Origin of the sequence: Neptuniibacter sp. SY11_33 (genome assembly GCF_047778025.1) — a bacterium.
Classification (GTDB): Bacteria; Pseudomonadota; Gammaproteobacteria; order Pseudomonadales; family Balneatricaceae; genus Neptuniibacter.
On record NZ_CP180543.1, the window covers coordinates 248,408 to 262,217 of the forward strand.

The window sequence follows — 13,810 nt, forward strand, 5'->3', positions numbered from 1 at the left end:
TAGAGATCAGATCATTAAGATTAGTTTAAATCAAAAGTGAGCGGGATAACTGTTTTCTCATCTATAGGTTCTGCTGTTTATTGGTGTTTAGATTCGAAATAGCACTTTGCTTTCAAAACGTTAAGCTCGCTACTCACTTAACAAACTGATACCTTTTGCAGGTAAAAATGGGCTTAACAATAAAAGGGACAATAAAAAGATGAGCGTGAAACAGATCTCCGCACTGCTTGTGGGACTTGCACTAATTACATCGTTTCAAGCTAAGGCCGATTGGCAGAAAGCGGATAACTACAGACAGAGTGATAAGACTGATACCTACCTAGCTGCCTCCTTGAATGCCTATACGGCAGCAAATGTTAACCTTGAAGGCTTGAACCAATCCCCTCTGTACTGTCAGCCAGAAAAGGTAGATTTGGGCCCAGATCATGCGGTCTCTATTTTCGAAAAGGAACTGCAATACCGTATGATGGATGGCTCCAGAAATAGCCCTTTCTGGAAGGAAACCGATCTTGAGTATGTTTTATTATGGGGTCTGCAACGTGCTTTCCCTTGTGAGTAAGAGAGTCTAATTTCTCAGCTCTTACTATCACCGCTAAGCATAGGCCGCAAGATTCACAGCGCTATATTCATCGATAGGAGAAATCGAGCTAGGTTTCTTCTATCGGTCTGACCGTTTTCTATTATTCAAAGTACTCTGTTCGAGCATTATTCAAATGCTGGCTATCCTAATTCGCTCCTATAACCCGCATTTAATCTCTTTCCTATACTGAATCCAGAGTTCAACCTTACTGGCAATAACCTAAAGGAAAGTCACTGTGGCTAGAGATAAACCGGTTCCATCAAGTCGTGCAGGCCGTTTACTCAAGTTGGGCCGCCTTGCTGGTGGAATCGCAGGTGAGATGATCTCTGAAGGGGCGAGCCAATTGCTAGCAGGTAAGAGAGTTAAAGCTATGGATCTGCTACTAACTCCTGAAAATGCTAGGCAGCTGACGGATAAATTATCGGAGATGCGCGGCGCGGCCATGAAGGTTGGCCAGTTGTTATCTATGGAGACTGGCGACTATCTTCCACCTGAACTTACCGATGTTTTAGCGACCCTGCGCGAGAGCGCTTATACCATGCCACAAGGGCAAGTGGCTGATGTATTGGAGAACACATGGGGAAGAGGCTGGGAAGATGAGTTCGAGCGCTTCTCTTTGACACCGCTAGCGGCGGCCTCTATCGGGCAAGTGCACGAGGCTAAAACTAAGCAAGGCCAGCACCTTGCGATAAAAATTCAGTATCCTGGAGTGCGCGACAGCATTGATAACGATGTAAATAATGTCTCTACGTTGTTCAAATTGTTACGGTTGGTGCCAAAAGGGTATGACCTTGACCCACTTTTAGATGAGGCGAAACGGCAACTGCATCAAGAAGCTGATTATAACGCTGAGGCCGCCAGTATTGCTGAATATAGCCGTTGTCTCGGAAGTGATCCTAACTTCACGTTGCCTATAGTGGATAGTTCACGCAGTAGCCGGGAAGTGCTCTCAATGTCGTTTGTGGCGGGTGTGCCTATAGAATCACTGGCTGGTGAATCGAGTCAGGTGCGTAATCAGACCGCCACCCGCATGTTGTCTCTGATGTTAAAAGAAGTCTTCGAATGGCAATTGGTCCAGACCGATGCCAATTTCGCGAATTATCGATATCAAGTTGATAAAGAGTGTATCGGCTTGTTGGATTTTGGAGCGACTAGGCGTTATCCGACTGAGTTTACCGAACTGCTAAGGCTATTGATGACGGCTGCGCGGGATGATGACCTTCCTGCTATCGAAACTTATGCGTTAGCGTTGGGCTATCTCAGGACGGATGAGGATCCTGCTTATCGGCAAGGTTTGTGCGAAATGATTCGTATGGTTGCTGAACCTCTACGACAAGAGGGATGCTTCGATTTTGGCCGTTCAGATCTCTCTAAGCGGGTAGCAAATCAGGCGATCTCCTTACGTGTCCGTCAGCGCTATATGCATCTACCGCCGACGGATGTATTGTTTTTGCATCGGAAGTTCGCGGGCACTTACCTACTTTGTGCACGTTTACGCGCGCAGGTGGATATCGCCAACTTGATCAAGCCTTATCTCGCCTAATCATTAGAATTGTCCGGATCTCTCCGCTTTTTCTAATAATCTTAAAAGCTTTGAATGTGCTTGAGTTTGTTGCGGGCTCTGATCGCGGCACCAAGCGCTCAACGTCACTAAAAAAATCCCTGTAAGTGCTATTTCCTGAATTTGACGGCGTCGCCCGCTAGCATTTAACTCCGCCATATCAAGCCATAGTTGGATTAAGCGTGAGAGATCAAAAATCATGGGCACCCAGTGGTGCATATGCGGTGGGTGTAACTTTGCTTTAAGCATCTGAGTGGTTACCGCGTGATAGGGAGCCAGTGCTTCAAACCAGCGCCAAATAATCTGGTCCAAACGTGAAGTAAAAGGTAAGCCAAGAATCTCATCTCTATCTACTGATAGCATGGTTTTTAGAGCCTGTGAAAACCAGAAATCGGCAATCGAATTGGTATCGGCGAAGTGTTTATAAATCTCGCTGATTGAAGTGTCACAATGCACCGCGATATCGACCAAACTGAGGTCGTACCAGTTTCCCTGCTGTTGCGCTAAAGCTAACGCCGTGTTGAGAATGGATTGGGCGTCCAAACTCTCTGGATTAGGTTGGGCATCATTCATAATTTACGCTTCGTTTAACAAGGACGAGTTATCTAACTTCGAACCGAGTACGTTTAAGGGGCATGTTAAACAGTATAGGGCAGCAATTTGATGCTAAAAGGAGGGGGGAGGCGGGATTAGGTTGTTGGATTTTTATAAGCACCCAGCTTTCCTTAAACGACGTGTCACCAACCAATGATACAACTTGCTGCTTAGAGGTCTGATTAGTGGCAGGCTTATAAACCAGCCAATGAGCCGATAGCTGGGTACTCTTTGCATCAGGATTCGATAGGCATCCAACTCTGAGTAGATGGTCCCATCAGTGTCTCGAATATGTAGTTCAGTTAAGGCTTTATGTGGCTCTATGCCTAGTTCAAGCAGTTCTTTGTCTTGGTTAGTGATATCAAACCATTCGACCATTTCTGAAGCATTCGGATCTTTGCTCTCGTAGTTTTTGCGATCTTGGATGCAGCGAGGGCAGGAGCCGTCATAAAAAACAGTGATTTTGTTTTGGCTATCAGACATGGCTTTCCGTCTCGTTAAAGAGGAGTACCTAAAGTTTGGGCCAAATCTGTTGAAAAGGATATTAAGGATAACCGTATTTTTTATCGAGGAGATAGCGGACGAACTATCTCCCTTTTTATTATTAAGTGTTAATCAGGTACATCGGCGATGGATGCCACAACAGCAGAAGGAAGATCGGATAGAGCAGCTAAGGCAGCTGCATGAATCTGCTCTGCTGGGATGATTTCGTTAGAGGTCGTCGATGGCAACGCACGAGTTGCGGTTGCAGAAGCGACAACGGTTGGGTTGTAACCAAGTGAAAACGCGCCTCGTGCAGTTGAATTCACACACATGTGCGACATGAATCCACAAATGATTAGGTTGTCGATTCCTTTCTCTTTAAGGGAGTTATCCAGCTCGGTTTCTACAAAAGAGCTTGGATAATTTTTGGTGATAACGTCTTCGCCTGAGATAGGCGCAACGATATCAGCGATCTGCCCAATCGGGCTGTTTACATCGTACGGTGTGCCTGCTCCAGCATCATGTTGGATATGGTAAATGGGACGGCCAGCCGCTCTAAATCGTTCCAGTAAGGTTTTACAGTCTTTGAGAGCAGCTTCGACTCCTTCTAATTTCATTACGCCTTCGCAATAGGTGTTTTGGGCATCAATAATAATCAAAGCAGATTGGCTGATAGGGCTTGCTTCATTGCTTAAGCCTGCTAAATCTCGGATCGTTGGTTGCTCGCTCATCGTCTGTTCTCCATCACTTAATTTAGATACCGGCAGATCGGTCGCCAGATAGTTAGTCATATTATTCATTGGCTTTTCTTTCTATACTGGAGGCGAAACTGGCATAAAAGGTGTCGAAAATGACAAAGGCGTCAACAGTAATGACAGGCACAGTCGAAATAGGGATTGTTCATTACCCAGGGGCGTTATTGTCCTCCGTTCAAGGAATTGCAGAACAGTTCTACTTAGCTAATTCGATCTGTCAGCAAAACGGTCTTGAATTTGTTTTTAAAACTCAGATATGTGATAGCCAGAAGTTAGAAGCTGCAGAGCTTGATCAGATGAAGCCTTTGCAGGTGATTATTCTGCCGCCTTGTTTAGAAGATAGTTATTACTTAGCGCCAGAGAGTGGCCTTCTGAGTTGGCTGAAATGGCAGCATAAGCAGGGCGCTATCATCTGTTCAGTATGTGCTGGCGCATTCGTGCTTGCTAAAACAGGTCTATTGGCAGGGCGTAAAGCGACGACGCATTGGGCCTTAGCTGATGATTTTGCTAGCCGTTTCCCTGAGGTTGTTCTCGATAGCCAAAAGTTGTTAATTAACGATAGCGATATTATTACTGCCGGTGGCTTAATGAGCTGGGTCGATCTTGGTTTGGAGCTGGTGGCGCAGTTTACGAATTCTCAGATTATGCGGCAGTTAGGCAAATACCTAATTGTTGATACGGCTCCTAGAGAACAGCGTTTTTATCAGACGTTTACCCCCCGTCTTGATCACGGTGATGAGGTGATTGTTAAAGCGCAACATGAATTGCATCGCAATTATAGTCAGACGGTTGTGATCAAACATTTGGCTCAGTTAACTCATTTAACTGAACGCACTTTCTTACGACGGTTTGTGAAAGCGACTGGACTGAAGCCTTCTCAATATTTGCAAAACTTACGTATTAAAAAGGCCTGTGAATTGATCGAGATGAATCGAATGCCATTTGAAAAGGTTGCATTGGATGTAGGTTACGAGGATTTAAGCGCTTTTAGAAAAACCTTTACCAAAATCACTGGGCAAACGCCTAAAGAGTTTAAAAGTCGCTTTGTAAAATAAGCGACTTTTTATGACGATTGGATAAACCCTTCTGCCGAAAAGTCTTTCAACCAAGCGTAAAACTCTTCAGCAGGCATTGGCTTGGCAATATGGTAGCCCTGCAGGTACTCACAGCCTTTGCCTTTCAGGAATGCAAGTTGTTCGGGTGTTTCTACACCTTCGGCAATCACTTTTAAGCGTAAACTGTGAGCTAGTTGGATGATGGCGTTTGAGATACTCATTGCATCTAAATCGTCTGGAAGGTCAGCGACAAACGATTGGTCGATTTTTAAGGTATCCAGTGAAAACTTACGTAGGTAGGCTAAAGATGAGTAGCCAGTACCAAAGTCATCAATGGATATTTTAAATCCGCGATCTGAGAAGTTGTTAAGCAGACGGATAGTATCTTCCGTTTGCTCCATCAATAAGCCTTCGGTCAGCTCTAATTCGAGATTGTAAGGCTCTATTTTATGATCAGCTACGTGTTTTAGAACGGTGTCTAGCAACGTTGGGTTTTTAAATTGATGCGGGGAAATGTTAACCGCTACGGTAAATCCATCTAGCTGTCTTTGCATCGATTTTGCAAACCGGCATGCTTCGCCCAGTACCCAATCTCCTAAGTCCCAAATTATACCGCTGTCTTCGGCTACAGGAATAAAATCGGCCGGAGAGATAAAGCCCTTAATCGGGTGTTTCCAGCGTATTAGCGCTTCAGCACCAGCGATTCGCTTCTGTTCTAGATCGAGTAATGGCTGGAAATAGAGAGAAAATTGTTGTTTTTTGAGGGCATAACGAAGATCAGCATCCAATTCTAGGAGGTATTGGGCTTTTTGGTTCATATCGCTAATGTAAGTGATAAAACCGTTACGACCTTCATCTTTTACCTTGTACATAGCTGTATCGGCATTACGAATCAGCGTATCCGCATCGACGCCCGAATCAGGGTAAATAGCGATCCCTATGCTGCCCGTGATATACAATTCATGACGGCCAATATTAAAAGGCTCTTTCAGGCTGGAGGTGATCTTTTCGGCAATTGCATTAGCACTCACTTCAGTGCCGATATTCTCTAAGATGATGACGAATTCGTCGCCACCGAGTCTAGCAACGGTGTCTGTTTTGCGAACACAGTAAGACAGTCTTTTTGCAACGGCTTGCAGCAACTGATCACCAATAGAGTGACCAAGGGAGTCGTTGATCACTTTAAAGCGATCTAGGTCGAGAAATAGGATGGCTAACTTTTCTATTTTACGATGACTGCGATTTATCGCATGGTTTAGTCGATCTTGTAAAAGTGCACGGTTAGCTAAGCCTGTGAGCGAGTCATATTGCGCTAGCTGTTCTAGCATCGCTTCAGCTTTTTTTCGCTCGGTAATGTCTCGAATGACTAGTACGTAATCAGATGTTCCCAGCGAACTGACGGAGACATCAACTTGGGTTGGTACTCCTTCAGAATCGATAGCGGTCAGTTCGACTGGCTCATGCCTTCTTGACCAGCTATGTAGATCCGACATCGATTCTTCTTCTGTCCGATTCTTTCGCAGTTCTACCAACAGTTCATTGATATTTTTCTTCGAAAATTTATTTGAACGGAATTTAAAGAAGCGGCAGCAATGGGTATTAAACTGTTGAATCTGACCACTGCTATCAAGCGTAAGCACGCAGTCGCTGGTACTTTCGAAAATAGATCGGAGTTCTTCTTCTCGAGTACGCAGTTGCTCAGCTGAGGCTTGTGCTTCGCGAGCTAGCTCTTTTAAGGCCGCTTCACGATTGGCTGTTTCGGTGACATCAAAAATTTGGATCAGGCAATGGCGTGCACCATTCTCTATATCTAGAGGTTTGATATACACCATCTGTAACATCCGCTCCTCATTTTCCATATCAAGTGCGTTTTTATAGAAAGGGAAGGGATGTTTGTGCAGCTTTTGTGATAGCAGTGCTGAGTGCCCTAAGTCGATCGCTTTATCGATTGACCTAAGAAGTCTCGGGGAAAGCTGTTGTTCGGAAAAAATCTCAGGTAAGGGCTTACCTGTTGCTTGGGTGGATTCAATTCCGGTCGCTTTTTCGATCCAGCGGTTCCACAAAATAACGTTCTGCGAAGCATCCAATAAAATGGTGCCTACTTCACATTCGTAAAAAGCTAATTCTGCTAGCGTTGAATTGGTCAAAGCGCACTCCAGAGAATTAAAACCCTAGCTCCTCCAGTACTCGAGCAACTTCGGCAATAAATTTCTCGACCATCTCATTGGTCTGCAAGAAGAGGATATCCCCGCGAAGATTAAGCTCTTGCACCGCGAAGCTCATTCCTACAAACATCACAGTTTCAGCTTCAGCATCTCGATATAAAGCACTTTTCAGTGTTTCTTGATCGCTAACAGGTAGTTCTGTTCTGACATTAACTGATAGCAATGAAGCAATGGTGGAGATGATCTGGTTGAGAATAATACTAGCGACTTCAGTAAGTACTTCAGCTTCAAGTTCAGTGAGACCGTCAGCAGAGGTTGTTTCCCCAACAATCGAGCGAACTAAGTCAAGGCTTCGACCTGTTGGGAAGATCAGCATGCCATTACCACCAAGGTCGCCTGCAAGCCCAACCGTCACGGTGGTTACTTCGGCTTCAGGGGCTATGCCTAATTGCTTGATTAGCTCGTCGCGTGTGAGTAGATCAAACTTCGGAACCGATATCAGAACTTCTTCGTTGACTAATTCGCTTAACTCAACAGCTGCATCGCCTAACCCCGTATTGAACATCTCTTGAATGTAGTCGACCTGCATCTCTGTTAGTTGGGTCATACAGATTACTCTCCAATAAACTTAATTAGGTCAGCAGTGAAATCAGGTTTAGGGATAAAGTGGATACCAAGCGCTGCTGCTTTATCAACAATGGCTTGTTGTTTATTTGCAGTCAGTAGCGCTATCTTGGCGTCAGGGTACTTAAGCTTCGCCGCTTTGATGACATGGGTGCCATCTTTTTCGGGCATGTTGAAATCAACGGTGAAGTAATCAAATGGCTCGTTTTCGAGTAGGGCAATCGCATCATCTGCACAGTTTGCAATTTTGTATTCCCAATCTGGATGTTCTTTTTCCACGATTCTGGCAACGGTCTTACAAATGAAGACACTGTCATCTACGATCAGGACTTTCATACTACCCTCTTGATCTTATTTATTATGGTTCTTCAGAGAAATAACTAACTGTTTTAAATAGAGTATATGTAGAGCAGGAATATACTTCCATGTGTATTTCAATAAATTCATATTCCTGCAGTGATCTATTTAGTTTGCTTCAATGACAACCTTGCCAAAATGTTTCGCTAACGCCATGTATTCATAAGCCTCTTGGGCATCGCTGAACGAGAATGTTTTATCAATAACTGGGGTTAGGTTTTGCTCCGTCATAAACTCGGTCAGCTGCGTTAACATCGAGGTACTACCTACATAAATACCTTGAATTCGTAGTAGATTGAATATGGTCATTAAGCTGATCGTTGGGTTTTCCAAGCCGCTCAGAATGCCGATGACGGAGACCGTACCATTCACTTTGGCTGAGGCTACCGATTTTTCAAAGGTACCAGCGCCACCCACTTCCAAGACGTTATCAACGCCTTGACCATTGGTGAGTTTAAGTACTTCCTCTTCCCAATCGGGTGATGTTTTGTAGTTGATTGTATGGTCGGCGCCTAATGCTTTAGCTCGTGCTAGTTTTTCATCACTCGATGATGTGATTATCACTGTTGCTCCTTTGGCTTTTGCGAGTTGTAAACCAAAGATCGATACACCGCCTGTGCCCAAGAGAAGGATTGTGTCACCCGCTTTAATACTGCCGACGTGAACTAGAGCATGCCATGCTGTTGTTGCTGCACAGGGGAGAGTTGCAGCTTCGCTATAAGAAAGGTGATTAGGTATTTTGACTGTGCAATCTTCTTGCAGAATAAAGTAGTCAGCTAACACGCCATCAATAGCACCGCCTAGTGCTGAATTAAGGCCTTTGTCATCGATATTGCCATCGACCCAGTGTTGGAAGAAGTTACCGATAACTCTATCACCCGCTTTAAATTGAGTAACCTCATCGCCTACGCTAACCACTTCTCCAGCACCGTCAGATAGAGGGATGATCGGGCGTACATCATTACGCACGTAGCCACCTAAAGTGATCAGTGTGTCCCTGTAGTTCAAAGAGCAGGCCTTCATCCTAACCAGAATCTCTTTACCCTTAGGTGTAGGCGTTTCAGTTTCGATTTGTTTGATCGCTTTGATGCCTTCGGTGGAATCTACTTGGTACGCACGCATTAATATTCTCCCCTAAATGTTGTAGGAAAGAGTGGCACTCAGATCAGGAAGGGGCAACCGCTAAAGTGAAAAATGGCTCTAAAGTAGTGACTACTTTAAGATTTAGGAGGTAGATAAGGGTAGGAGGCAGAGTCGCCCCCTAATAGGTTCTATTTCTCGCAGCTCATACTATTGATATCGCGTGAGCGGAGATTGAAATTATCCATCAGTTGGCGAAAGGCATCATCGCTTAATGCTGTTTGTTGGAAGGTGCGATGGAAATTGTTATCGACCTCTATTTCAGGTTGTGTCGTCATCTTTTTATGCATTTGCGACAGCGTGCTGAGGTTTGGATCGTATTGAGCGAGTTCCGCTTCTAGTTCTGGGGAGAGGTCTATCCAGTTGTTGATACTGCCCCAAGTTTGTACTTTGTCCGGGGTATGTTTTAACGCTAATTTCACCGCAAGAACACGGCGTTCAATCGAAAGCAGTTGTGTGTCTCGATAATGGTTTATGCGCTCGGCATGCTCTGGTAAAAGCTGCACAGCACGCTTGGTGCTTTCATGTTGCCATGTGGTTTGGGCTTTTGCATAGAGCTCAAACTTTTCGATACAGCTGGTAGATTCAGCTAGGGCGCTGCCTGAAGCGCTTAAGATCATTAAGTAAGCTACGAATCTCAATGTTAATCCCTCTAGTTGAAAATAGTTTGGTATCTGGTCGATTTTAAAGGATTCGAACTAAAACGCTTTACGCCCTTAGCACTGAATATCTCTGTCTATAATTAAGAGGTTAATAACTGATTACAAATGTGTGATATGGCCTATCAGTATCAGATAGAAAATACTGGCAAATATATCCGTGTGGAGATCTCTGGTAGCCGCAAACCCGAACATGCAGTGCGGGACGCACTAGATGTGTGGGCGGTCATAGCTGAAACGGCACAATCTTTGAAGCAGAAAAAGGTGCTCTACCTATCTCATATATGTGGGTCTATACCGGTGATGGAAGCTTACGATGTGGTGGATCAGTTTGTGAATAATGACTGGACTCACTTAAAAATTGCCTATATCGATTTGGCACACTCGAATGAGGATGATTTGAGAATGCTCAAAGCGATCTGTTTTCAGCATGACATCGAATTCGAGTTCTTTCTCACAGAAAAACAAGGGCACGATTGGTTGAGTAACTTAGAAGATTAAAGCGGACGAGAACCGATTTAACCTCTGTTTTGTATGATAAATAATCGCTTTGAAAATAAATTTAAAAATAGACTTGATTCGTGTCGGATAACTGCATATTATTCGCGTCCTCTTCTGAGATGTGCCGGTATAGCTCAGTTGGTAGAGCAACTGACTTGTAATCAGTAGGTCCCGAGTTCGACTCTTGGTGCCGGCACCACTTTCTACCTTTCCTAGTTTTTTCTTAATATCATCTCAATCTGAGTTGGTTTGTTTTTTCTTCTCCTTCTCTAGTGCTTTACTAAACATGTCTGCTGCGACTGGTTTGCCAAGCAAATAACCTTGTAAGAAATCACAACGTAGCTCGTGTAGATATTCTTTCTGTTCTACCGTTTCAATCCCTTCTGCAGTAACACTAAGGCCAAGCTGATGGGCCATTGCTATAGTCGCTGAGACTAAGATCTGTGATTCAGGATTTGTGACGAGCTCTCGGATAAAAGCACGATCGATTTTGAGGTTATCGAACGGGAATCGTTGCAGATAGTTTAGAGATGAATAGCCGGTACCAAAGTCATCCATCGAGATCTGAATGCCCATATCAGAAATAGATTGCAGGGTGTTATCTAGTTTTGAAGACGCTTCAATAATCAACCCTTCTGTTACTTCTAGTTTGAGGTGCTCAGGTTTAAGGCCACTGTATTCGAGCGCTTGGTTTATGTCCTTTATAAAGTCATTGCCCTTAAACTGCCTCGGTGAAACGTTAACAGAGATTGCGAAATCAGCATGTCCCTGCTCGATCCAACGTTGAGCTTGTTTACAGGCCTGTTTTAATACCCAGCGGCCAATTGGAATTATTAGCCCTGTTTGTTCGGTTAATGGTACAAATTCGGCTGGCGATACGTCGCCAAGTTTAGAAGAATTCCAACGTAAAAGTGCTTCTGCACCGACAATTTTAGGGTCGTTGTTCAAGCCACATATAAGTGGTTGAAATGCCAAGCTGAGTTCATCGTTGGCGATGGCTGCACGTAAACAGTTATCGAGTTCTAATTGACGAACCGCGACGTCATTCATCTCTTGGGTGTAATAATGGAATCGATTACGACCGTCTTTTTTGGCTTTGTACATGCCGATATCAGCGGCACGTAGCAGCGCTCTATAATCTTCAGCATCATCTGGGAATATTGCTATACCAATACTGGCAGTGACGATGAGCTGTTTGCTTTGGATAAAGAAAGGTTGTGCGAATTTCTCTAAAATTAGCTCTGCTGTGAGTTCCGCCTGCTCTGGTTTATCTAAATCCTCCAGAATAATGATGAATTCATCCCCGCCATGTCGTGCGAGAGTGTGATTATCGGCCAAACAGCTTTGGAAACGTTCCACCGCTTGTTGTAGCAATTGATCACCAATATCATGGCCTAGACTGTCATTAACCTTTTTAAAGTCGTCTAAATCGATAAACATTAGGGCTAGTTTTCGGCCTTCTCGGCGCATTTTCTTAATTGCTTGTTCGGCACGATCCCGCGCTAATACGCGATTAGGTATATTGGTGAGTAGGTCGTATTGAGCTTGATAGAGAATATGCTCTTCTTGCTCTTTTTGGCGGCTAATGTCGCGTATCGCAACGATGTTAAAAAGGCCATCATCAAACTGCATACTGGCTGATGAAATTTCGGCTGGGAAGGTAGAACCGTCGCCTCGTTGCAGAGTGATTTCAAATGCAGATTTATGTTGCTGCTCCAGTTCTAAAATTTCCTCGGATATATCCTCATTAAACAGAGCATTCAGAGAAGAGGAAATGAGGGTTTCTCTATCGGTTGCAAAAATACGGCATAGGGCCTGATTTACATCGATAATTTTGTGGTTGCTGTAGATCAGCAGGCCTTCGGCAACAAGATCTGAAAGTTGACGGAAGCGGTCTTCACTTGCGGAAAGTTTTTTCTGAGTTTCAACGCGTTTTCTGATATCGCGGAAAGAGGCTACCCTCGCTTTCTCGCCGTGCCACAACACAGTTCGCCCCGTAATAACAACGGGAATCTCTTCATGTTGTTTTGTAATAATGGCAGCTTGATAGGGTTGTTCCGACTTAGTTCGGGCATGTTCTAGTGCTATAGGCAAACTGTCAGGGGTGAACAGTGTTTGGGGCTCCAGTTGAATGAAGTCCTGATAGCTATAACCGAACAGATCTTCTGCTCTTTTATTAAGGTCGACGATGCCTTGCGCATTGTGGATGAAAATAGCCTCAGATGTAACCTCTTCAAAGCGTTGTAGGCGCTGTTCACTTTGCTCTAGTTCTTCTTGATAGCGCTGAGTTGATCCTAAGCTTTGCTGAAGTTGCCGATAGAGAAGTTTGATGGCTACTAAGGTTAAAAAGAACATTGCCCCGATCAAAGATAAAGCGATTTGATGATGGGTTATCTGCTCTGCGGTTTGAAATTGTTCTGGCTCTAAAAGAAATGATATTTGCCAACCCGGTAACTCTTCTAAGGGTGCGCTTTCATAGATAAAAAGCTGATCGCCTTTCTTAATGACAGAGCTATCTATTTTTCGGCTGAATCCCAGATGTTCAGGTATCGAATCCCCAAACTGACGAGAGGCAGCGACCCGTTTTTGTTGCACTGATGAAAGGGGGAACAGGGTTTTGTACAGCCAATTTTCATTGCTGGCAGCAAATACAACGCCATTTGGGTCGATCAGCGAAGCACTGCCAGGTAAGCGATGGAAACGCTCTTCAATTTGGTCAGGTAAAAATTTGATTATCGCGACACCGATGGGGGTGTCAGCATCTGACATGATTGGGTGGCTGAAATAGAGACCACGTTTTTTTGTCGTGACGCCCAAGGCTAAATGGACAGTTGGAAGGCCTTGGATAGCTTGTTGGAAATAGGGACGGAAAGCATAGTTTTTCCCTACTAGGGTAGTGTCCGTTGGGCGGTTATCTGCTTGGGTTACTCCATTTTTGTCCATGATGTAGCAGATAGATGCCTGCAATGTGCGGCAGTAGCGTTTTAATTTGTTATTAATCCTAGAATAGTTTTCATCCGGTTTAAGTAAGTATTGGATGATTTGCTGCTCACCGGCCATCAATGCCACCGCATGGGTTCGATTGCGGATAAAAGCATCGGCTTGGCTTGCTAAAAGCTTAGTGATGTTTTGGCTGTGATTACGTGCTTCCGTTTCGCTTTTGCTCGCTAGATTTAAATAGATCCCAATGCCGCCAATAGCGATCAAAAACAGCGGTAAAACTACGAGCGCAAGTAAGCCGCGGATGGGCTTATTGATGTGGACGTTTTCAGAGTGATCGGTTGCCAAAGTAAACCTTCTTAATACAACAAAGCCGAACAAAGCGAATGTTCGACA

Annotated in this window: 13 protein-coding genes and 1 tRNA gene; 5 read left to right on the forward strand and 9 right to left on the reverse strand. The window is 44.4% G+C overall.

Going from position 1 to position 13,810, the window contains the following annotated elements; translation table 11 throughout:
* The first annotated feature begins 199 nt into the window (after positions 1-199).
* Positions 200-559 carry a hypothetical protein gene (locus ACMXYV_RS01100; protein ID WP_415889936.1) on the forward strand — a complete coding sequence of 120 codons (360 nt, stop codon included), beginning with the start codon at positions 200-202 and terminating at the stop codon, positions 557-559.
* A 256-nt stretch (positions 560-815) separates the two neighbouring features.
* Positions 816-2,123 carry an ABC1 kinase family protein gene (locus tag ACMXYV_RS01105; protein WP_415889937.1) on the forward strand — a complete coding sequence of 436 codons (1,308 nt, stop codon included), beginning with the start codon at positions 816-818 and terminating at the stop codon, positions 2,121-2,123.
* 3 nt (positions 2,124-2,126) lie between these two features.
* On the opposite strand, the gene ACMXYV_RS01110 is transcribed toward ACMXYV_RS01105, so the two are convergent.
* The 3 genes from ACMXYV_RS01110 to ACMXYV_RS01120 all read right to left on the reverse strand — a co-directional run bounded on the left by ACMXYV_RS01110 (position 2,127) and on the right by ACMXYV_RS01120 (position 4,018).
* A complete protein-coding gene (locus ACMXYV_RS01110; protein WP_415889938.1) occupies positions 2,127-2,714 on the reverse strand; it encodes a TetR/AcrR family transcriptional regulator in 588 nt (195 codons plus the stop codon).
* 132 nt (positions 2,715-2,846) lie between these two features.
* Positions 2,847-3,218: a thiol-disulfide oxidoreductase DCC family protein gene (locus tag ACMXYV_RS01115; protein WP_415889939.1), complete on the reverse strand. Its 372-nt coding sequence runs from the start codon at positions 3,216-3,218 to the stop codon at positions 2,847-2,849.
* Between the two features lie 128 nt (positions 3,219-3,346).
* Positions 3,347-4,018 carry a cysteine hydrolase family protein gene (locus ACMXYV_RS01120; RefSeq protein ID WP_415889940.1) on the reverse strand — a complete coding sequence of 224 codons (672 nt, stop codon included), beginning with the start codon at positions 4,016-4,018 and terminating at the stop codon, positions 3,347-3,349.
* A 50-nt stretch (positions 4,019-4,068) separates the two neighbouring features.
* On the opposite strand from ACMXYV_RS01120, the gene ACMXYV_RS01125 reads away from it, so the two are divergent.
* Positions 4,069-5,028, forward strand: a complete 960-nt coding sequence (locus tag ACMXYV_RS01125) for a GlxA family transcriptional regulator (protein ID WP_415889941.1) — start codon at positions 4,069-4,071, stop codon at positions 5,026-5,028.
* 8 nt (positions 5,029-5,036) lie between these two features.
* Here the strand turns inward: ACMXYV_RS01125 and ACMXYV_RS01130 are convergent, their stop codons facing one another.
* The 5 genes from ACMXYV_RS01130 to ACMXYV_RS01150 form a co-directional block, all read right to left on the reverse strand.
* Entirely contained in the window at positions 5,037-7,175 is a 2,139-nt protein-coding gene (locus ACMXYV_RS01130) for a putative bifunctional diguanylate cyclase/phosphodiesterase (RefSeq protein WP_415889942.1), read from the reverse strand.
* Positions 7,176-7,191: 16 nt separating this feature from the next.
* Positions 7,192-7,800, reverse strand: coding sequence for a hypothetical protein (locus ACMXYV_RS01135; RefSeq protein ID WP_415889943.1), 609 nt, complete (start codon positions 7,798-7,800; stop codon positions 7,192-7,194).
* Between the two features lie 5 nt (positions 7,801-7,805).
* Positions 7,806-8,153 carry a response regulator transcription factor gene (locus ACMXYV_RS01140; protein ID WP_415889944.1) on the reverse strand — a complete coding sequence of 116 codons (348 nt, stop codon included), beginning with the start codon at positions 8,151-8,153 and terminating at the stop codon, positions 7,806-7,808.
* Between the two features lie 129 nt (positions 8,154-8,282).
* Positions 8,283-9,296: a zinc-dependent alcohol dehydrogenase family protein gene (locus ACMXYV_RS01145; RefSeq protein WP_415889945.1), complete on the reverse strand. Its 1,014-nt coding sequence runs from the start codon at positions 9,294-9,296 to the stop codon at positions 8,283-8,285.
* 149 nt (positions 9,297-9,445) lie between these two features.
* Entirely contained in the window at positions 9,446-9,955 is a 510-nt protein-coding gene (locus ACMXYV_RS01150) for a hypothetical protein (RefSeq protein ID WP_415889946.1), read from the reverse strand.
* Positions 9,956-10,090: 135 nt separating this feature from the next.
* On the opposite strand from ACMXYV_RS01150, the gene ACMXYV_RS01155 reads away from it, so the two are divergent.
* Together ACMXYV_RS01155 and ACMXYV_RS01160 are read left to right on the forward strand one after the other, a co-directional pair.
* A complete protein-coding gene (locus ACMXYV_RS01155) occupies positions 10,091-10,474 on the forward strand; it encodes a hypothetical protein (RefSeq protein WP_415889947.1) in 384 nt (127 codons plus the stop codon).
* 123 nt (positions 10,475-10,597) lie between these two features.
* A tRNA-Thr gene (locus ACMXYV_RS01160) sits at positions 10,598-10,673 on the forward strand.
* A 35-nt stretch (positions 10,674-10,708) separates the two neighbouring features.
* On the opposite strand, the gene ACMXYV_RS01165 is transcribed toward ACMXYV_RS01160, so the two are convergent.
* Positions 10,709-13,762: an EAL domain-containing protein gene (locus ACMXYV_RS01165; RefSeq protein ID WP_415889948.1), complete on the reverse strand. Its 3,054-nt coding sequence runs from the start codon at positions 13,760-13,762 to the stop codon at positions 10,709-10,711.
* Positions 13,763-13,810 lie beyond the last annotated feature (48 nt).